Origin of the sequence: Sulfitobacter sp. 1A12157 (genome assembly GCF_043557345.1) — a bacterium.
GTDB lineage: Bacteria > Pseudomonadota > Alphaproteobacteria > Rhodobacterales > Rhodobacteraceae > Sulfitobacter.
Genome location: NZ_JBIFFV010000004.1, coordinates 176,747 through 196,875, shown reverse-complemented (window position 1 = coordinate 196,875; position 20,129 = coordinate 176,747). Strand labels below are relative to the sequence as shown.

Sequence of the window (20,129 nt, the reverse complement as noted above, 5' to 3'; positions counted from 1 at the left end):
CCATGTATGGCGAACCTGCTCTGCCGGCCGATTTTGACGCCCTTCCTTACGTGAACCCCGATGCCCCCAAGGGGGGCGAGATCGTTCTGGGCAATACCGGGGGATTCGACAGCCTCAACCCTTTTGTCCGCAAGGGCACCGCGCCTTGGCAATTGCCGCATTTCACCCATGAGACTTTGATGGGGCGGTCCTGGGATGAACCCTTCGCGCTTTACGGTCTGCTGGCCGAAACGATCGAAGTGCCCGAGGACCGCTCTTGGGTGGCATTCACCCTGCGCGAAGAGGCGCGGTTTTCCGATGGCACGCCCGTCACCGTCGAGGATGTGATCTTTTCTTTCGATCTGCTCGGCACCGAAGGCCATCCCCGCTACCACGGGCTGCGCCAGCAGATCGACAGCATCGAACAGACCGGCCCGCGCAGCCTGCGGATGACTTTCAACAGCGACAACCGCGAGCTTGCCCTGCTCGCCGGGATGCGCCCCATCCTCAGCAAAGCGCAATGGGAGGGGCAGGACTTTGCCAATGCCCCCCTGTCCGAAATCCCCTTGGGCAGCGGCCCTTATACCATCACCGACTATCAGGCGGGTCGCCATGTTACGCTGACGCGCAACCCCGATTACTGGGGCGCAGAGGTGCCCTTTCGCCAAGGCACGCATAACTACGATCAGGTGAAGATCGACTTCTACGGCGATGCCAATGTGCTGTTCGAAGCCTTCAAGGCCGGTCAAATCTCAGCCGTGCGCGAATTCAACGCCGAGACTTGGGCCAGGCAATACGACTTCCCCGCGATCACCCGGGGCGAGGTGATGAAATCGACCTTCCCGCATAGCAAACCTTCCGGCATGACCGGTTTTGTCATGAACGCCCGCCGCGCGCCTTTCGACGATTGGCGGGTGCGCGATGCGCTGATCTCGGCCTTCAATTTCGAGTATATCAACGAGACCTTGACCGGCGGCACCCTGCCCCGGATCACCTCTTATTTCTCGAACTCCGATCTTGCCATGCGCGACGGTCCGGCGTCGGGGCGGGTGTTCGATTTGCTGGCCGATTACGCCGACACGCTGCCGCCCGGGACGGTGGATGGCTATCGGCTGCCGGTGGGCGACGGCTCTGCCCGCAATCGCGCAGGCATTCGCGCCGCGATGCAGCAGCTGAATGCCGCAGGCTATGAGGCCGAAGGTGGCGTCATGCGCCGGGGCGACGGCACGCCGCTGACCTTTACCATTCTCCTGTCTAAGGGGAGCCGTGAAAACCTAGCAATTGCAGAGCTTTACACGCAGGCTCTCAAGCGGCTTGGCATCACGGCCGAGATCGAAACCGTGGATGATGCGCAATTCGTCGCGCGGCAGAACAGCTATGATTTCGACATGACGACTTTCCGCCGCGCCCTGTCGCTCAGCCCCGGTACGGAGCAGCGTTTCTACTGGGGGTCGGAGGCCGCCGATCTGCCCGGCACGCGCAACCTCATGGGTGTGCGCTCTCCGGCAGTGGATGCGATGATCGACCGGATGCTGCAGGCCCGCGAAACGGCGGATTTTGTGGCCGCCACCCGCGCGCTCGACCGGATCCTGACGGCAGGCCGCTATGTCATTCCCTTCTGGCAATTCGACGAGGGGCTGATCGCCCATGACGCGCGCATGGCCTACCCCGAGACGATCCCGCTTTACGGCGATGGGCCGAACTTCATGCCCGAGGTCTGGTGGTGGGAACCGGCGGAGGGGTCAGACCAGTGAGGTCACCCAGAGGATCGTCGCATCCTCATCGCTGAGCGAGACCACGTTATGCCCCATGGTAGCGTCGTAATAGGCGCTATCGCCCCGGCGCATGTCGACGGGCTCGTAGAACTCGGTGAAGAGCCGCACCATACCGGTCAGCACATAGAGGAACTCTTCCCCGTCGTGGCGCACCCAGCCGTCGAATTCCTCCATCCGGCGGGCGCGAATGCGGGCGCGGTAGGGCAGCATCTGCTTTTTGCGCAGGGCATCGGCCAGCAGCACATGCTCGTAGGTGCCCGTGGCCTTGGGCGCGCCTTCCTCGGCGCGGGTCACCGCCATGCGGCCCGTGATCTTTTCGCCCGCGGGCGGGGTGAAAAGCTGCGGCACGGTGATCTCCAGCCCCACAGCGAGCTTTTTCAGCGCGTCATAGGTGGGCGACATCAACCCGTTCTCGATCTTGCTCAGCGTGGAGCGCGCCAGCCCCGCCTGCCGCGCCGCCTGTTCCAGCGTCCAATTGCGCGCCTTGCGCAACTCGCGCACCCTTGCACCAAGGTCGACCGGCGGCGCAGTCTCACTCGCGCCGCTTTCGCGGGCGATCTGGATCATGGAACGGGGCGGTGTATCTGTCATGGACCTGCTATAGCCGCGCCCCGGGGCGCTTGCAACGCCGCCCGCTTGCGATACCGGCCCCGGCCCGCTATGCCCATTGCGCAGCAATAGATGGGGCGCAGCATGGCCGAAGCAATCAAACTCGATATCATGTCCGACCCGATCTGCCCGTGGTGCTACATCGGCAAGGCGCATCTGGACCGCGCGCTGCAAGACCACCCCGACCACCCCTTTGCCATCGAATGGCACCCGTTCCAGCTAAACCCCGAGATGCCGCGCGAAGGCATGGACCGCCGCGCCTATCTTGAGGCTAAGTTCGGCGGCAAAGAGGGGGCCGTGCGCGCCTATGCACCGGTTGTGGAACATGCCGAAAAGGCCGGGCTGAAGATCAACTTCGAGGCCATGCAGCGCACGCCCAACACGCTGGATGCGCACCGCCTGATCCATTGGGCCGGGATCGAAGGCCGCCAGACCGCCGCCGTCTCTGCCCTTTTCAAAGCCTATTTCGTCGATGCCCGCGACATCGGCGACGCCGAAGTGCTGGCCGATATCGCCGACAGTATCGAGATGGACGCCGCCGTGGTCACCCGCCTGCTGAAATCCGATGTCGATGCGCAGGACATCCGCGACCGCGACGCGCACAGCCGCAAGATGGGGGTGAATTCGGTGCCGACCTTCATCGTGGCCAACACCCATGCCGTGCCCGGCGCGCAGCCGCCCGAGCTATGGGCGCAGGTCATTGCCGATCTGACCAATCGGCAAGACTAAACAGGGCGGCAATCATTGCCAAGTTAAGCGTTATCGACTATCGAAAGCGCAACCACAAGTTATTCCCTGAATCCTGCCCAAACGGATCCGCCGTTCGGGACAATCGCCGGAGTGCGCCTTCGTGACCACCGAAAATCCGAAATTCTCTATGGGGCGGATCGAATTCGTCGGCCTTATCGCGATGATGATCGCCACCATCGCCTTTTCCATCGACGCGATGCTGCCCGCCCTGCCCGAAATTGCGGCGGAACTGTCGCCAGAGATCGCCCACCGCGCCCCGCTGATCCTGACGGCCTTCGTGCTTGGCATGGGGCTGGGCACTTTCTTTAGCGGCGCGCTGTCGGATGCATTCGGCCGCCGCAACGTGGTCTTCGGCGGGGCCGCGCTTTATTGCCTTTCGGCCTTCGTCGCTTGGATGAGCAACTCTCTCGAAGTCATGCTGGTGGCGCGCGTCTTCCAAGGGCTCGGCGCCTCTGGCCCGCGTGTGGTGGCCGTGGCGATCATCCGTGACCTCTATGCGGGGCGCGAGATGGCGCGGATCATGTCGGTGGTGATGATGGTCTTCGCGCTGGTGCCCGCCTTGGCCCCGATGCTGGGCGCGGGGATCATTCTGACGGCGGGCTGGCGGGCGATTTTTGTCGCCTTCATTGCCTTTTCGCTCATTTCGGTCATCTGGATGGCCCTGCGCCTGCCCGAAACCCTCGCCCCCGAAGACCGCCGCCCGCTGCGCGCACGGCTGATCATTGGCGCGGTGCGCGAGTTGGTCGGCCACCCGACGGTGCGCCTGTCGATCCTTGTGCAGTCGCTTGCCATGGCGATGCTCTTTTCGATGCTGATGCTGGTGCAGCCGATCTATGACACCGTCTATGGCCGGGGCGAAAGCTTCCCGTTGTGGTTCGGCGGCATCGCCGTGGTGGCGGCCAGCGCCAGCCTGATCAACGCGCTTTTGGTGGTCCGCTACGGTATGCGGCGGCTGGTGACCATCGCCTTGGGCGTGCAAATCCTGCTGTCGGGGGCCATGTATTTCCTCAACCTCGGCGCCCTGCCCGACCCATACGGCTTCGCCGCTTTCGTGTTCTTCCAGACTTGCCTGTTCTTCCAAGCGGGGCTGACACTGGGCAACCTCAACGCCATCGCGATGGAGCCGATGGGCCATATCGCGGGCATGGCAGCCTCGGTCGTGGGGGCGATTTCCACCGTGCTGGCGGCGCTCATCGCCTCCCCGGTGGGGTTGATGTTCGACGGCACCACCAAGCCGCTGGCGCTGGCCATGCTGCTGATGGCAATCGCGGCCTATGCGCTGATGCTCTACATGGGTCGGGTGGAAAACCGGCAGCCGGCGGCGGCGGAATAACCGCCGCCTTTCGAAGGGCTTAGCCCTTTGCCTTCGCCTTTTTCGCGGTCTTTTCCTTGGCGATCACATGTTCGGCCAAGTCACGAGCAATGGCAAAGGCGCCCTTGATCTTATCGGCATCCGTCTTCCAATCGCGCCGCACGACAATCTTGTTGTCCTTGACCTTGGCCAGCCCGCGTTGATCCTGAATGAATTTCACCAGCCCTTCGGGGGAGGCGAATTTGTCGTTATGGAACTGGATCGTCGCGCCTTTCGGCCCCCCGTCGAGCTTGGCGATCCCGGCGCGTTTGCACATCGCCTTGATCCGCACCACCAGCATCAGTGTGTTGACCTCCTTCGGCAGCTTGCCGAAACGGTCGATCAGCTCGGCGGCGAAGCCTTCCAACTCGACCTTGGTCGACAGTTCGCTGAGGCGACGGTAGAGGCCGAGGCGCACGTCGAGGTCCGGCACATAGTCATCCGGGATCAGCACCGGCACGCCAAGGTTGATCTGCGGCGCCCATTGCTCATCGGCCTCGGACAGCCCTTCAAGCTCGCCCGCCTTGATCTTGGCAATCGCCTCTTCCAGCATGGACTGATAAAGCTCGAAACCCACGTCGCGCATCTGGCCGGACTGTTCTTCGCCCAGCAGGTTGCCCGCGCCGCGAATGTCGAGGTCTTGGGACGCCAGCGTGAAGCCCGCGCCGAGCGTGTCGAGGCTGCCCAGCACCCGGAGGCGCTTCTGCGCCGTGTCGGTCAGCTTGGCGCGCGGCTTGGTCGTGAGATAGGCATAGGCGCGCGTTTTTGAGCGGCCCACACGGCCCCGGATCTGGTAAAGCTGCGCCAGACCGAACATGTCGGCACGGTGCACCACCATTGTATTGGCCGTGGGAATGTCGAGACCGGATTCGACGATTGTCGTGGCCAACAGAATGTCGAACTTGCCGTCGTAGAAGGCGTTCATCCGGTCGTCGAGCTCACCCGGCGCCATCTGGCCGTGAGCGATGACGTAAGAAAGCTCGGGCAGTTGCGCCTTCAGGAACTCCTCGATCTCGCGCAGGTCGCTGACGCGCGGCACCACGTAGAAGCTCTGCCCGCCACGGTAATGTTCGCGCAAAAGCGCCTCGCGGATCGTCACCGCGTCGAATTCGCTGACATAGGTGCGGATCGACAGGCGGTCGACTGGCGGCGTGCCAATGATCGACAGGTCGCGCACGCCGGTAAGCGACAGTTGCAAGGTGCGCGGGATCGGCGTGGCGGTGAGGGTCAGCACGTGGATGTCCGTGCGCAGCGCCTTCAACCGCTCCTTATGGGTGACGCCAAAGTGTTGTTCTTCATCGATAATCAAAAGGCCAAGGTCATTGAAACGAATGCCCTTGGCCAGCAGCGCATGGGTGCCGATGACGATATCGACCGTGCCCTTGGCCATCCCTTCGCGCGTCGCCGCCGCCTCCTTGGCCGAGACGAAGCGGCTGAGTTGGCGCACGTTGATCGGGAAGCCGCGAAAGCGTTCGGCAAAGCTTTTGTAGTGCTGCCGAGCCAGCAGGGTCGTCGGCGCGATCACCGCCACCTGCACGCCCGACATGGCCGCGACGAAGGCCGCGCGCATCGCCACCTCGGTCTTGCCGAACCCCACATCGCCGCAGACCAGACGGTCCATCGGATTGCCGCTGGTCAAATCGTCGATCACATCGCCGATGGCGCGAAGCTGGTCGTCCGTCTCCGTGTAAGGGAACCGGGCCGAGAAGGCATCCCACATGCCCGGCGGCGGGTCGAGCACGGGCGCTTTGCGCAGGCTGCGTTCGGCGGCGATCCGGATGAGCTTATCCGCCATCTCGCGAATGCGCTCTTTCAGCTTGGCCTTTTTCGACTGCCACGCGCCACCGCCGAGCTTGTCGAGAAGCCCTTCCTCGTGCCCGTAGCGCGACAGCAGTTCGATATTCTCCACCGGCAGGTAAAGCTTTGACTGTTCAGCATATTCCAGCACAAGGCACTCATGCGCAGCCCCTGCGGCGGTGACGACCTCAAGCCCGTGATAGCGCCCGATGCCGTGGTCGACATGAACCACCAGATCGCCGGGGCTGAGGCTTTGCGCCTCGGTCAGGAAATTCTCGGCCCGGCGCTTGCGTTTCGGCGCGCGGATGAGCCGGTCGCCCAGCACGTCCTGCTCAGAGATCACCGTCATCCCCGGCGCCTCGAACCCGTGCTCCAGCGCCCAGACCGCCAGATGCAAGCCCCGCTTGCCGATGCGGGTGGCATCCATCACCGGGATCGCTTCGGCCAGACCCTCGTCTTCGATCAGCCCAGTCAGGCGCTCCCGCGCGCCTTCGGAGTAGCTGGCGATCAGCACCGGCCCAACTTCAAGCTTTGCTTTAATATGTGCGGCCAAAGCACCGAAAAGGCTGATGGATTCCTGCTGGCGCTCAGGGGCGAAATTGCGCCCGAGCCGCGCGCCCGCGTCCAGCACTCCCGGCCCCGTGGGCTGTGGCAGCGGGTTGAACTGGATGACGCGGTGGTCCAGCAACGCTTGGGTCCAGGCGTCATCGGTCAGGTACAGCCCCTCCGGCGGCGCGGGCTTATAGACGCTGTCCATTTTCGAGCGCGTCTTCATCGCCAGTTTGCGGGTCTCATATTGGTCGGCGATTGTTTCCCACCGCGCAATCCGCATCGGGGTCAGTTGATCGTCTAATGTGACCGTCGCCTTGGGCAGATAGTCGAAAAGCGTTTCCAGATCGTCGTGGAAAAACGCGAGCCAATGCTCCGCGCCCTGATGTTTGCGGCCCGCGCTGATCGCCTCGTAAAGCGGATCGTCGGTGCCTGCGGCGCCGAACTCGATGCGGTAGTTCTGCCGAAAGCGGGTGATCGCCGCCTCGTCGAGAATGACCTCGCTCACCGGGGCAAGTTCCACCAGATCGAGCTTTTCTGTGGTCCGCTGCGTCGCCGGATCAAACCGCCGCGCGCCATCCAGCACATCGCCGAAAAGGTCGAGCCGCACCGGGCCAAGATCGCCGGGCGGGTAGATGTCGATGATGCCGCCGCGCACCGCGTAATCGCCCGGCTCCATCACCGTGGGGCTTTGCACAAAGCCCATGCGCACCAGAAACGCGCGCAGCGCCTTTTCGTCGATCCGGCTGCCGACGCGGGCGGCAAAGGCCGCATCGCGCAGGGTGTCGCGGGCGGGGATGCGTTGGCTGGCCGCGTTCAAGGTCGTCAGCAGGACGAACTGATCGGGCATCCCATGCACCAATGCCGCCAGCGTCGCCATCCGCCGGGCCGAGATGTCGGCATTGGGCGACACCCGGTCATAGGGCAGGCAGTCCCACCCCGGGAAGGTGACGACCGGCATGTCGGGGGCGTAGAACCGCAAGGCAGCCTGCATCGCCGCCATGCGCTTGTCATCGCGCGCCACATGGACCACCGGCTGGCCGCCCTTGGCGATTTCATCGAGGATGGCGCGGGCATCATAGCCTTCGGGAACGCCGGAGAGGGTGATATTGCGCGGATCGTTCATCGGGTCTCAATTGGCCCTCGGAGGGGGGCTGTCAACCCGCCAGCGGGCCGATGCTTAGATTTTGATACATTCCCCAAAGCGCGGTCACGAAGATCGAGATCATGCCGATGATCTGGGTGTAAAGCCGGTGCCGCATCAAGCGCCGCCGCAACACCTCGCCGGTTGAACCTTCGATGCGAATGAGCCGCGCCGTCGACAGGCTCAAAAGCCCTACAAGCGACATCGGGAAACCCAAGAGCAGCAGGGCTTGCGCGAATTCGATGCCATAGACGAAGCCCAGGAGCACCAGAGAGGTCAACGCGAAGAACCCCAGCCCCAAGAGCCACAGCCCCGAGACCTGCGAGATATAGAGCATCCGGTTCACGTTGATCCGCACGATGTCTTCCAGATCGGCCTCGGCCTCTCCGCCATAGCGCCGGGCGCGCAGGACCATGTCGAAGGGCACGCCCAGCACCCAGTGACTTGCCGTCGACCACATCACAGCCAGCGCGATCCAGAACCAAAGGTTCGAGAAAGAGCGCATGTCGATCATTTCGAAAAGGGTTTGATACCAGTCCAAGGCGTGCTCGTCCGAATATTGAGTTCGGTTCTCTTAGCGGTCCGGCGCGACAATTCATAGGGTTGAGGCGTTCAAAAATACATGGCAAGCCCTTGCCGAGCCATTCTGAGGTATAATTGATGCAACCCGTCCACGCCCCCTTCCCCGCCACACGCCTGCGCCGTACCCGTGCCAATGCCGGTATCCGCGCGCTGGTGCGCGAGAATGACCTGCACTTGGGCGATCTGATCTGGCCGGTTTTCGTGCGCGAAGGCCAAGGCGTGGAAGAGCCGATCCCCTCGATGCCCGGTGTCATGCGCCGGTCGGTCGACATGCTGGTCCCGGCGGTGCGCGCGGCGGCGGATTTGGGCATCGGCACGGTCTGCGTCTTTCCCTATACCGGGCCCGAGGACCGGACCGAGGATTGCGCCCGCGCATGGGATCCGCAGAACGCCACCAACCGCGCCATCGCCGCGATCAAAGCGGCGGTGCCGGACATGGTGGTGATGACCGATGTGGCGCTCGATACCTATAACATCAACGGCCATGACGGTTTCGTCGAAGACGGCATCATCGTGAACGACCGCACGGTCGAGGCGCTGGTCAAGATGGCGCTGGCACAGGCCGAAGCGGGGGCGGATATCATCGGCCCGTCGGATATGATGGACGGGCGCATCGGCGCGATCCGCGCCGGTCTCGAAGAGGCTGGACATCAGGACGTGATGATCCTGAGCTACGCCGCCAAATACGCCAGTGCTTTCTACGGCCCGTTCCGCGACGCGGTCGGTGCCTCTTCGGCGCTGACCGGCGATAAGAAGACCTATCAGATGGATCCGGCCAATAGTGACGAGGCGCTGCGGCTGGTGGCGCGCGACCTCTCGGAAGGGGCGGATATGGTCATGGTGAAGCCGGGGATGCCCTACCTTGATATCTGCCGCCGGGTAAAAGACGCCTTCGGCGCGCCGACCTTTGCCTATCAGGTATCGGGTGAATACAGCATGATCAAGGGCGCAGCGGACCAAGGCTGGATCGACGGCGAACGCGCGATGATGGAGAGCCTTTTGGCCTTTAAACGCGCAGGCTGCGACGGCGTGCTGACCTATTTCGCCCCCGATGTCGCCCGGCTTTTGCACAAAAGCGCGTGACCTAAGGGCGTAAATCTGCGCACAGGGGCCAATGAACATGACAAACCGCGTGATTATGCGTAATCTCGCGGGCAAGTCGGGAAAACCGGCAGCAGGCAACCGATCTTGAATATACAGGCAGAAAAGATGACCAAACAGACATATAACCGGCGCTTCGTGACATTGGGCGCCCTTACGGCGCTCGGCGCGACCGCGGCCTGCGGCAATGGCGTGGGCGGACGCGGCAGCGCGATGATCGACGCGCGCGTGGATGCGACACTGGCCGAGATGTACCGCGGCTATCCCAACACCCGCCAATTGGCGCAAAAGGCCAATGGCATGTTGGTCATGCCGCTGGTGACCGAAGCGGGCCTTGGCTTTGGCGGTGCCTACGGGCGCGGCGCGCTGCGCGTCAACGACGTGACGGTGGACTATTATTCGGTGACCAAAGCCTCGGGCGGTTTGCAGATCGGCGCGCAGCAATATGCGCATGTGCTGTTCTTCATGACCGAACCCGCCCTGCGCGAATTCCGCAGCTCGCCCGGTTGGGCGGCGGGCGCCGGTCTGGAATATGTGATCTCGGACAAGGGCGACAGCGTCAGCGCGGATACCACCACCGTCATGGCCCCGGTGCTGGCGGCGGTCTTTGGCCGCGCGGGCCTGCGCATCGGCGCGACGCTGGAAGGCACGAAATACACGCGGATCATTCCCTAAGGGACGCCCATGCCCGCGAAAAGCAAACGCCCGGCGTTAAGCCGGGCGTTTTTGTTTGGGGCAAAGGCCAAAACGGCCCGTCGCGCGTCACCCGAGGTTCTGCAACCGTTTGAACAGGCTCGACGTATCCCAACGCGCGCCGCCCATCTTCTGCACGTCCTTGTAGAACTGATCGACCAGCGCGGTCACCGGCAGGCTCGCTCCCGTCTCGTCCGCCGCATCGAGACAGATGCCCAAATCCTTGCGCATCCAATCCACCGCGAAGCCGTGATCGAACTTGTCATCGAGCATGGTCTCATAGCGGTTCGCCATCTGCCATGAGCCTGCCGCGCCTTGGCTGATCACCTCGACCACCGCGCGGCCATCAAGACCGGCCTTCTCAGCGAAATGCAGCGCCTCTGACAGGCCCTGCACCAGCCCCGCGATGGCGATCTGGTTGCACATCTTGGTCATCTGGCCTGCGCCGCTTTCACCAATGCGGCGGCAGATTTTCGCGTAGACCTCCATGATCGGCAGTGCCCGGTCGAAAGCGCCTTCGTCGCCGCCGCACATGATCGACAATTGGCCGTTCTCCGCCCCCGCCTGACCGCCCGAGATCGGCGCGTCCACAAAGCTCACCTGCGCGTCATCTGCGGCGGCATAAAGTTCGCGCGTCACAGCCGCCGAAACGGTGGTGTGATCGACAAAGATCGCCCCTGCCGTCATGCCGCCAAAGGCCCCGTCTTCTCCCAAACAGACCGAGCGCAGATCGTCGTCATTGCCCACGCAGGCGATCACGAAATCCGCATCCTTTGCCGCCGCACGCGGGGTCTTGGCCATGGCACCGCCATAGGTTTTCACCCAGTCGTCCGCCTTGGCTTCGGTGCGGTTGTAGACGGTCACATCGTGGCCCGCCTTTTGCAGATGCCCCGCCATCGGAGCCCCCATGACCCCCAGTCCCAAAAACGCGAGCTTTGCCATGTGCTTTTCCTTATCATTCAGTTGCGTTATTCCCTGTCATTACACCTACCACCCTGCGCGCTCCGGTCAATCTGCGCGCCAGTCGAGGATCCCCCGATGGCATTGATGTTTCGCTGGCTTATCCGATTGGCGGTGTTTCTCGTCACGCTGAGCGTCGTGGTCTTGCTGCTGGTCTATTGGTTCGCCGCGCGGTCCCTGCCCGACTATGACGATACGGTCGAGGTCGCAGGCGTCAGCGCCCCGGTCGAGATCGTGCGCGACAACGCCAATGTGCCGCATATCTTCGGGCAGAGCGATGAGGATGTCTTTTTCGGCCTCGGTTTCGCCCATGCCCAAGACCGGCTCTGGCAATTGATCACCCTGCGGCGCACCGCGCAGGGGCGGCTGTCCGAGGTCTTCGGCACCGCCACCATCACCACCGACAAGCTGATGCGGCGCTATGACATCTACCGCCTTGCCGTGGCGGCGGCGGATAAGCTCGACCCCGAAACCGAAGCGGCGCTTGAGGCCTATTCCGCCGGGATCAATGCGCGGCTGGATCAGATCAACACCGAAGCCTTGGGCCGCGGTGCGCCCGAGATGTGGCTGTTCAACGCGCCCATGGCCCCGTGGCGGCCCGCGGATTCACTGGCGGTGACCAAGCTTATGGGCCTGCAAATGTCGGGCCATCTGGAGGCCGAGGTGCTGCGCGCACGGGTGTCTCTTGAGTTAAGCGACCAAGACCGTCTGCGCGACATCCTGCCCGAAGCGCCGGGCAGCGGGGTTGCCGCCCTGCCCGAATATGCGGCCCTCTTCCCCGAGGTCGCCCGCCGCCACGCCGCCGCAGCGCCGGCAGACAGCCACCCGCTGTCGCCCTTCAAACGGCAGGCCTTTGCCGGGGCCTCTAACGCTTGGGCCGCCGCGCCCTCGCGCTCTGCCGCGGGGGGCACGCTTTTGGCCAATGACCCACATTTGGGCTTCACCGCGCCCGCGATCTGGTATCTCGCCCGGTTGGAGCTTGAGACCGGCGGCGTGATCGGTGGCACCATCCCGGGCATGCCCGTGGTGCTCACCGGCCGCAGCGCCGATCTGGGCTGGGGGCTGACCACCGCCTATGTCGACGATCAAGACGTCTATATCGAAGAGTTGAACCCCGATAATGCCGAGGAATACCGCACCCCCGACGGGTTCAAGAAATTCCGCAAACGCTCCTCCATCATCAACATCGCCGATGCCGATCCGATCACCGTCACCCTGCGCTGGACCGACAATGGCCCGGTGCTGCCCGGCAGCCATTACAACCTTGGCAGCATCACCCCGCCGGGGCATGTCGCCTCAGTCGCCGCGACCCTCCTGACCGAAGAAGACACCTCGCTTGCCGCCGCGATGAAGGTGATGCGCGCGAAATCGGTGCAGCAGGCGATCAATGCCGCGACGGACTATGTGGCGCCCGCCCAAAACCTCACGCTGGTCGACCGCGACACCATCGCGATGAAGACCATCGGCGCCATGCCGCGCCGCGATGCCAATCACCAAAGCGAAGGGCGCATGCCCAGCCCCGGTTGGATCGCCGCCAACCGTTGGGACGGGATGCTACCCTATACCGCGAACCCCGAGTTCGTCGCCCCCGCGGGCGGCATCCTCGGCAATACGAACAACAAAACCGTCGACCGCCCCTTTCCTAACCACGTCTCCTTTGTCTGGGGCGACACGCAGCGGGTGCAACGCTGGCAGCGGCTGATGCAGAACCGCGAGGTCCACACCCGCGACAGTTTCATCGAAGCGCAGCTTGATACCGTCAGCCCCACGGCCCGGTCGCTGCTGCCGCTCATCGGCGCCGAGCTGTGGTTCACCGGAGAAGCCGCCCCAGACGGCACGCCCGAGCGCCAGCGCCAGCGCGCGCTCGATCTGCTCGCCGGTTGGTCGGGTGAGATGAACGAACACCTGCCCGAGCCGCTGATCTATGCCGCGTGGATCCGCGCGTTACAGGACCGGCTGATCCGCGACGAACTTGGACCGCTGGCCGAGGAGTTCACCCATATCCAGCCGCTCTTTATCGAACGCGCCTTTCGCGATGTGCAGGGCGCTGCGAAATGGTGTGACGTGCGCCAATCCGCCCCGGTGGAGACCTGCCACGACATGGCGCGGCTGGCGCTGGACGACGCGCTGCTCTGGATCAAAGAGACATGGGGCACGCAGCTTGAATCGCTCCGCTGGGGTGATGCGCATCAGGCGACCCATGACCACCCCGTGCTAGGCGAAGTGCCGCTTTTGCGCTACTTCGTGAACATCCGCCAGTCGACCTCGGGCGGGGATAACACCCTGCAACGCGGGCTGACGCGCGGCACCGGCAAAGACCCGTTTTATAATGTGCATGGCGCAGGCTATCGCGGCGTTTACGATTTCGCCGATCCCGACAGTTCGGTCTTTGTCACCTCCACCGGGCAATCGGGGCATTTCCTGTCGCGGCATTACGATGATATGGCGCAGCTTTGGCGGCGGGGCGAGTATATTCCGATGTCGCTGGACGCCGAACTGGCCCGCGCCGCCGCCGTGGGCGTGACCCGATTGGAGCCTGCCCAATGACCGCCCGCGTGATCCTGCTGAACAAACCCTACGGCGTGCTGTCGCAATTCACCGACAAGGGCACCGAAGGCAGCACGCGGCCCACCCTCTCGGCCTATGTCGATGAAAAGGGGTTCTATCCCGCAGGGCGGCTTGACCGCGACAGCGAAGGGCTTTTGGTGCTGACCGATCACGGCCCGTTGCAGGCCCGTATCGCACATCCGAAATACAAACGGCCCAAAAGCTATCTGGTGCAGGTCGAAGGGATACCGGATGCCGCAGCGCTCGACGCGCTGCGCAAAGGTGTCGAACTGAAGGACGGCCTGACGAAACCCGCCCAAGTGCATCAGATCGACGCGCCTGATCCGCTTTGGCCCCGCGACCCGCCGGTGCGTTTTCGCAAGACGGTGCCCGACGCTTGGCTGCGCATCACCATCCGCGAGGGGCGCAACCGGCAAGTGCGGCGCATGACGGCTCATGTCGGCTTGCCCACGCTGCGGCTGATCCGCGAAAGCGTGGGCGATTGGACACTCGCCGGGCTGCAACCCGGCGCTTGGCGCTGGTCGACCGAAACGGGCCGTTAGGTGAAGGCGCGGGTGATCGCCACACCCGCCGTCGCCGCCGTCCCGGTCAGGACCGATCCCCAAGTGAAGTCGCGCGCGACCATGGGCCATGTCCAATCCTTAAGCGTCGCCAGATTGGTGAACTCATAGGTGCCATAGCCCATCGCCCCGATCAGCAGCGCATTGCCAAAGACCCACAGCAGCGAATGATCCTGCACCATCGCGGGCCAAGACACGAACCACAGCACCACGGCCACGAAGAAGGCATAGAAGATCAGCGCCGGGGCGATGCGGAATTCATCAAGCAGCCAGTCGCCGATATCGCGCTCGAACGCAGGTTTGATGAGATAGGTCAGCCCGAGATAATCCAGCCCGAGGAAGATGACGACGGTTGAGAGGTAAAGGATAACGAGGGTCATGTGGCGCGCTCCGTTTCTGGTCATAGGACCATATGCGGCGCGCGGCGCGGAATTCGATGCCGGGGGCGGCAAAATTTCACCGCCCATGGCAAACCCGTCAAATTTGCTGGAATTCAGCCTCCTGCCGCGCGGACCAGCGCACGGTGATCTCGAACCCGTCATCGGTCTGGCGCTCGCCTTCGACCACGTCCTGCGCAAACAGCCAGGCGCGTTTCTTGCCGTCGGCGAAACCAAGGGTCAACATAGCCTCGCGCACGGCACCTTGCAGCGCCTCGGCAATGGTTTCTTGCAGCGTCTCAAGCCCTTCGCCGGTGATGGCCGAGATCGCCAGCACGTCATCGTTGCGCGCAGCACGGGCGCGCATGGCCTCGGCCCGGTCTTCGGGCAGCAGGTCGAGCTTGTTCCAAACCTCGAAACTGCGGGTCTCTTTCGGCACACCGAGAGAGGCGAGAATATCGCGCACGTTCTGGGCCTGCTCCTCGGTCTCGGCATGAGAGACATCGCGCACGTGGCAGATGATATCGGCGGCCAAAACCTCTTCCAGCGTGGCGCGGAAGGCGGCGACGAGTTCCGTGGGCAGATCGCTGATGAAACCCACCGTGTCGCTGAGGATGATCTCAGGCCCATCGGGCAGCACGAGGCTGCGCATGGTCGGGTCGAGCGTGGCAAAGAGCATGTCCTTCGCCATGACCTCGGCCCCGGTCAAACGGTTGAAAAGCGTGGATTTCCCGGCGTTGGTATAGCCCACAAGTGCCACGATCGGGAACGGCACCTTGGCCCGTGCGGCACGGTGCAGGGCGCGGGTTTTCACGACCTTTTCCAACTGGCGGCGCAGGCGCACCAATTGGTCGTCGATGGCACGGCGGTCGGCCTCGATCTGGGTCTCACCCGGCCCGCCGACAAAGCCCAAACCGCCCCGCTGCCGCTCAAGGTGGGTCCATGCCCGGACAAGCCGCGTGCGCTGATAGTTCAGCGCGGCCATCTCAACCTGAAGCACCCCCTCGCGGGTCGCCGCACGATCACTGAAAATTTCCAGAATCAGGCCGGTCCGATCGAGCAGTTTGACCCCCCATGCCTTCTCAAGGTTGCGCTGCTGCACCGGGGTCACAGGGCCATCGACCAGCACGAGGTCGACCTCTGCCCCCTTCATGCGCTGCTCAAGCTCTTCGATCTTGCCCTTGCCGAACAGCATACCCGCATGCACCGTGCGCAGAGGCACGACTTCGGAGCCGACGACCTGCAACTCGGGCAGCGCCTCGGCCAGCGCCACGGCTTCGGCCAGCGCGGGCTCGGGCGCGCGCCGGTCGTTGTCGGACTTGATATCAGGATGCAGCACCCAAGCGCGCGTCACGCGGGGCCCGTCGCTGTTGTCGATCTGAAATGCTGGACGGCTCAAGAAGCGTCTTCGCCCTCATATAGGCTGATCGGCTGGCTTGGCATGATGGTCGAAATCGCGTGTTTGTACACAAGTTGCGATTGACCGTCGCGGCGCAGCAGAACGCAGAAGTTGTCAAACCACGTAATGACGCCCTGCAATTTGACGCCATTGATCAGGAAAATTGTCACCGGTACTTTGGTCTTGCGCACGTGGTTGAGGAACGCATCCTGAAGGTTCTGTCTGTCTGACGCCATGGTAGTCTCGCCTTTTGTTCTTGCTGGCGTCCGCGTACCGGACCCCCCCATTGCCTCAAGTATGGAGTGCGAAAGCGTGAGTTTCCAGCCCCAATATCAGAGGACTAGAGCGGTTCTAGCGCTAAACGTGTCAAGCGCGCCACAAATTCGGGGTCATCAGCGCAATAATCGCCAAGGTTTCCAGCCGCCCCAGCACCATAGCACCGCTAAGGATGACTTTGGCCGCCAAACCCAGTTCGATCAGGTGAATGGGCTTGTCGGCGGCATGTTCGATCAGCGGCCCGGTGGTGGAGAGCGTGGCCACCGACATGACCACCGCCGCATCGAAGGACGCGCCTGTCAGGGTCAGCAACAGAGTCACCCCAGCCAGTGACATGGCAAAGAGCATGAAGAAGATCCAAGCGATGAAAGCCCCGTTGCTTTGCAAACGCCGCCCGGCCGCCCCCGCCCCGCTGACGGAGTTGGGATAGACCAGCCGGTCCATCTCACGCACCCCGTTCTGATACAGGGCGAAGACCCGCAGCAGTTTCACCCCGCCCGCCGTGGTGGCCACCCCGCCGCCGATCAGCGCAAGCCCCATGAGCACCAGCCCCGGCGTGCGCAGCCCCGACCAATTCTGCGCCTCGGCCCAATGCTCAGAGACGAAACCGGTGGTCGACAGGAAGGACAGCACCGTGAACAGCCCGCCCCAAAGCGCGTGCAAGGCGCGGGTGCCGTCAACCTCGACCTCAACCTCAAAAGCGCCGATCCAATGGCGCGCGAACAGCAGCAGCGGCACGCCGATCACCACCAGAATACCGATGCGAAACTCAGGGTCGGTCATCAGCCCGCCTTGGGTCGCCGTGACGGTATCCTTGGAAAAGGTCAGCCGCGACAGGGCGAAGAGCATGAAGAGCATCATCACCGCCTCGCCCGTCACCCCGACCTGCGCCTCGGCCACGCCGCCGATGGGCGAAATACCCGACGTCGCCATGACCGACATCGCGTGACAAAGCGCCACCAAGGCCGTCTCTCCCCCGATGACCAGCAAGAGCCACAGCAGCAGTGTCAGCCCGAAGTAGATCGGCAGCAGCGCCTGCGTGGTGCGCAGCAGCCGTTGGCGCGGGGTGATCCGGCCCATCCGCGTGTTGATCCGGTCATCAGGCCGCCCCGGCTCAGCCTGCGCCGTGACCTCGAAGCCGCCCAAATGCAGCGGGGCCAGAATGGCCGAGGCCGTGACCCACATGAGCAGCCCGCCCATCCAGCCAACCTGCGCACGCCACAGGTGCAGCGTGTCGCTAAGCCGTTCGGGGTTGAACATGGTGGCCCCGGTGGTGGTCAGGGCGCTGACCATCTCGAAATAGACATTCACGAAACGCGTCGTCGGCAGTGCCTCAAGAAAAGGCACCGCAAAGAAGACCGGCAGCAGCACAAAGGCCGAGAGCAGCGACAAAAGCGGCCCAAGCGCCCCGTCCAAGGGTTTGCGCCCGGCATGGGCGATGGCGATGAGCGTAAAGGCCACAAGCCCCAGAAGCCCCGCATAGAGAAAGGCGCGGCTGGCCAAATGATCGTTCATCACCAACCCGTGGATCGACGGCAGGATCATCGACAGGGCGGAGACACCGAACAACTGCAAGAACAACGGCAGCTGCACGATCTCTCGGCGGATGCCGGTCGGGCCTATGCGGGTCGGTTGCGTCACAAAGGCGCTCCTGCGGTTAGAAAAAGTCGATCGAGACCTGCAAAAGCTGTTCGACCCGCGGCACATCCTCGGCCAGAGCAAAGAGGGCGACCACATCGCCCTCGTCGATCCGCGTGCTGCCCAGGGGACGAATGACCTTGCCTTCCTTGCGCAGCATGCCTATCAAAACGCCCTCGGGGAAGTCGATTTCCGAGACTTTCTTACCGGCGAGGGGCGAGGTCGAGAGCACTTCGGCCTCGATCACCTCGGCTTCGGCATCACCGATGGAATAGACCGCCCGCACCCGGCCATGACGGATATGGCGCAGGATCGAACTCACGGTGGTGGCGCGCGGGTTGATATAGGCGTCGATGCCGAGGTGGGTCATCAGCGGCACCAGCGTCGGGTCGTTGATCAGCGCGATGACATAGGGGCAGCCCTCGGCCTTGGCGCGGACGCAAGACAGCATGTTGGTCTTGTCATCATCGGTCACCGCCAGCATCGCATCGGCGCGACTGATGCCTGCCTCGGCCAGCAGGGCCGCATCGAGCCCGTCACCATTGAGCACGATGGTCCGCTCCAACCCTTCGGCGGCGCGTTCGGCGCATTTGCGGTTCTTCTCGATCATCTTGGTGCGCACGCGCAGAGGCCCGCTTTCCAGATGCTGCGCCACGGTCAGCCCGACATTGCCCCCGCCCACCAGCACGACACGCTCTTGCTTGGTGGTTTGCTTGCCGAAAATCTCCATCGTGCGGGCGATGTCGTCGCGATGCGAGAAGACATAGCAATCATCCCCGACGAAAAGCTGGTCCTTCGCCTCGGGCGCGAACAGCGTGCCGTCGCGGCGCACGCCCACGACCACGGCGCGCAGGGTCGAGAAGAGATCGGTCAGCTGCCGCAGCGGCGTATTCACCACCGGGCAATCGCTGTCGATCGAGATGCCCAACAGCTGCGCCTGCCCGTCCATGAAAATCTCGGTGTCGAAAGCGGCGGGCGCACTGAGTCGCTGAAGCGCTGCGGTCGCGACCTCCTTCTCGGGCGAGATCACCACGTCGATCGGCATGTGATCGCGGCGGTAGAGGTCAGAGTAGATCGCATCGAGATAGGATTGGCTGCGCAGCCGCGCGATCTTGCGGTTGATGCCAAAGACCGAATGCGCCACCTGACAGGTCACCATATTGACCTCATCGGAATGGGTCGCGGCGATGATCATCTCGGCGTCGCGCGCGCCCGCCCGGTCCAGCACGTCCGGGTAGCTCGCAAATCCGGCGATGCCCTGAACATCCAGCGTATCGGTGGCGCGGCGGATCAATTCGGCATTGCTGTCGACCACGGTCACATCGTTGCGCTCTCCGCTAAGGTGCCGGGCAATCTGCCAACCCACCTGCCCTGCGCCGCAAATGATGATTTTCATGAAGGCTTCCTTACCCTGAGCAAAGATCGTGTGAGGGTTGTCTTAGGTCGGTTAGAGGGCATGACAGATGGGTTGGCAAGGGTCAAATCAATTGTCTTTACCCCGCAACGGCGGCATGATGGGGCCATGAAACCGATATTCCCTCGCCCCTCCCGCGCCGCTGTCGCCCTGACCTTTGTCGGCTTGGCCGCGGCGGCCTGTGCGCCGCTCAACACCTATTACAAACCGGGCGCGAGTGTCGCGCAGGTCAACCGCGCCACCACCGCTTGCGAGGTTCAGGCCCTGCGCGACGTGCCGATCTCAACACAAATCCGCCGCGAGCCGCCGCGCTACGTGCCCGCGCGCCGCCTCTGCGATGCCGATAACAATTGCACCACGCGGGGCGGTTTTTACGTGCCGGGGGAATTGGTGACCTTTGACCCGAACGAAGACCTGCGCAACCGGGTCGAGGCGCAATGTATGGCCGACCAGGGCTTTGCGCCCGTGTCGATCCCCGCTTGCCCCGGCAATGTGGCCCGTGCGGCACCGACGCGGGCAACGACCACCCTGCCCACGCTCAACCCCAAGTCCTGCGTGATCCGCAACAACGACGGGTCGTTCCAGATCGTCACCCAAGGGTGACGCG

General features: G+C 63.5%; 17 protein-coding genes. 8 read left to right on the top strand and 9 right to left on the bottom strand.

Annotated features, from left to right (window positions below; translation table 11 throughout):
• Window positions 1–2: 2 nt before the first annotated feature.
• The gene (locus tag ACGYLC_RS09690; RefSeq protein WP_394422795.1) at window positions 3–1,733 is read left to right on the top strand and encodes an extracellular solute-binding protein; all 1,731 of its coding nucleotides are present in this window, start codon (window positions 3–5) and stop codon (window positions 1,731–1,733) included.
• On the opposite strand, the gene ACGYLC_RS09685 is transcribed toward ACGYLC_RS09690, so the two are convergent.
• Window positions 1,722–2,345 carry a helix-turn-helix domain-containing protein gene (locus tag ACGYLC_RS09685; protein WP_394402008.1) on the bottom strand — a complete coding sequence of 208 codons (624 nt, stop codon included), beginning with the start codon at window positions 2,343–2,345 and terminating at the stop codon, window positions 1,722–1,724. The genes ACGYLC_RS09690 and ACGYLC_RS09685 overlap by 12 nt on opposite strands.
• A gap of 102 nt (window positions 2,346–2,447) precedes the next feature.
• On the opposite strand from ACGYLC_RS09685, the gene ACGYLC_RS09680 reads away from it, so the two are divergent.
• Window positions 2,448–3,092, top strand: a complete 645-nt coding sequence (locus ACGYLC_RS09680) for a DsbA family oxidoreductase (protein ID WP_394422794.1) — start codon at window positions 2,448–2,450, stop codon at window positions 3,090–3,092.
• A gap of 148 nt (window positions 3,093–3,240) precedes the next feature.
• On the top strand, window positions 3,241–4,446 hold the full coding sequence (locus ACGYLC_RS09675; protein WP_394402177.1) for a multidrug effflux MFS transporter: 1,206 nt from the start codon (window positions 3,241–3,243) through the stop codon (window positions 4,444–4,446).
• A gap of 19 nt (window positions 4,447–4,465) precedes the next feature.
• On the opposite strand, the gene mfd is transcribed toward ACGYLC_RS09675, so the two are convergent.
• Both mfd and ACGYLC_RS09665 read right to left on the bottom strand, forming a co-directional pair.
• The gene (gene mfd / locus ACGYLC_RS09670; protein ID WP_394422793.1) at window positions 4,466–7,936 is read right to left on the bottom strand and encodes a transcription-repair coupling factor; all 3,471 of its coding nucleotides are present in this window, start codon (window positions 7,934–7,936) and stop codon (window positions 4,466–4,468) included.
• A 31-nt stretch (window positions 7,937–7,967) separates the two neighbouring features.
• Window positions 7,968–8,495 (bottom strand): component of SufBCD complex, encoded by a 528-nt coding sequence (locus ACGYLC_RS09665; protein WP_394402016.1) that lies wholly within the window; start codon window positions 8,493–8,495, stop codon window positions 7,968–7,970.
• A 119-nt stretch (window positions 8,496–8,614) separates the two neighbouring features.
• Between ACGYLC_RS09665 and hemB the strand changes: the two genes are divergently transcribed.
• The gene (gene hemB / locus ACGYLC_RS09660) at window positions 8,615–9,619 is read left to right on the top strand and encodes a porphobilinogen synthase (protein ID WP_394422792.1); all 1,005 of its coding nucleotides are present in this window, start codon (window positions 8,615–8,617) and stop codon (window positions 9,617–9,619) included.
• 126 nt (window positions 9,620–9,745) lie between these two features.
• Complete coding sequence (locus ACGYLC_RS09655; protein WP_394402020.1) at window positions 9,746–10,312, top strand: YSC84-related protein; 567 nt, start codon at window positions 9,746–9,748, stop codon at window positions 10,310–10,312.
• 87 nt (window positions 10,313–10,399) lie between these two features.
• Here ACGYLC_RS09655 and ACGYLC_RS09650 read toward each other — a convergent pair whose 3' ends face one another.
• Window positions 10,400–11,272 (bottom strand): NAD(P)-dependent oxidoreductase, encoded by an 873-nt coding sequence (locus ACGYLC_RS09650; protein WP_394402022.1) that lies wholly within the window; start codon window positions 11,270–11,272, stop codon window positions 10,400–10,402.
• 96 nt (window positions 11,273–11,368) lie between these two features.
• Between ACGYLC_RS09650 and ACGYLC_RS09645 the strand changes: the two genes are divergently transcribed.
• Together ACGYLC_RS09645 and ACGYLC_RS09640 are read left to right on the top strand one after the other, a co-directional pair.
• Entirely contained in the window at window positions 11,369–13,837 is a 2,469-nt protein-coding gene (locus ACGYLC_RS09645; protein ID WP_394422791.1) for a penicillin acylase family protein, read from the top strand.
• The gene (locus ACGYLC_RS09640; RefSeq protein ID WP_394422790.1) at window positions 13,834–14,400 is read left to right on the top strand and encodes a pseudouridine synthase; all 567 of its coding nucleotides are present in this window, start codon (window positions 13,834–13,836) and stop codon (window positions 14,398–14,400) included. Before ACGYLC_RS09645 ends, ACGYLC_RS09640 begins: the two co-directional genes overlap by 4 nt.
• Here the strand turns inward: ACGYLC_RS09640 and ACGYLC_RS09635 are convergent.
• From ACGYLC_RS09635 to trkA, 5 genes are all read right to left on the bottom strand, one after another.
• Window positions 14,397–14,798, bottom strand: a complete 402-nt coding sequence (locus tag ACGYLC_RS09635; protein WP_394402031.1) for a DUF2177 family protein — start codon at window positions 14,796–14,798, stop codon at window positions 14,397–14,399. The two genes, ACGYLC_RS09640 and ACGYLC_RS09635, sit on opposite strands and share 4 nt — an antisense overlap.
• Before the next feature lie 97 nt (window positions 14,799–14,895).
• The gene (gene hflX, locus ACGYLC_RS09630; RefSeq protein ID WP_394422789.1) at window positions 14,896–16,194 is read right to left on the bottom strand and encodes a GTPase HflX; all 1,299 of its coding nucleotides are present in this window, start codon (window positions 16,192–16,194) and stop codon (window positions 14,896–14,898) included.
• A complete protein-coding gene (gene hfq, locus ACGYLC_RS09625) occupies window positions 16,191–16,430 on the bottom strand; it encodes an RNA chaperone Hfq (protein WP_007119530.1) in 240 nt (79 codons plus the stop codon). Before hfq ends, hflX begins: the two co-directional genes overlap by 4 nt.
• 130 nt (window positions 16,431–16,560) lie before the next feature.
• Complete coding sequence (locus tag ACGYLC_RS09620; protein WP_394422788.1) at window positions 16,561–18,111, bottom strand: TrkH family potassium uptake protein; 1,551 nt, start codon at window positions 18,109–18,111, stop codon at window positions 16,561–16,563.
• 16 nt (window positions 18,112–18,127) lie between these two features.
• The gene (trkA, locus tag ACGYLC_RS09615; protein ID WP_394402037.1) at window positions 18,128–19,504 is read right to left on the bottom strand and encodes a Trk system potassium transporter TrkA; all 1,377 of its coding nucleotides are present in this window, start codon (window positions 19,502–19,504) and stop codon (window positions 18,128–18,130) included.
• Between the two features lie 126 nt (window positions 19,505–19,630).
• On the opposite strand from trkA, the gene ACGYLC_RS09610 reads away from it, so the two are divergent.
• Window positions 19,631–20,125 carry a hypothetical protein gene (locus tag ACGYLC_RS09610; protein WP_394402039.1) on the top strand — a complete coding sequence of 165 codons (495 nt, stop codon included), beginning with the start codon at window positions 19,631–19,633 and terminating at the stop codon, window positions 20,123–20,125.
• The last annotated feature ends 4 nt before the right edge of the window (window positions 20,126–20,129 follow it).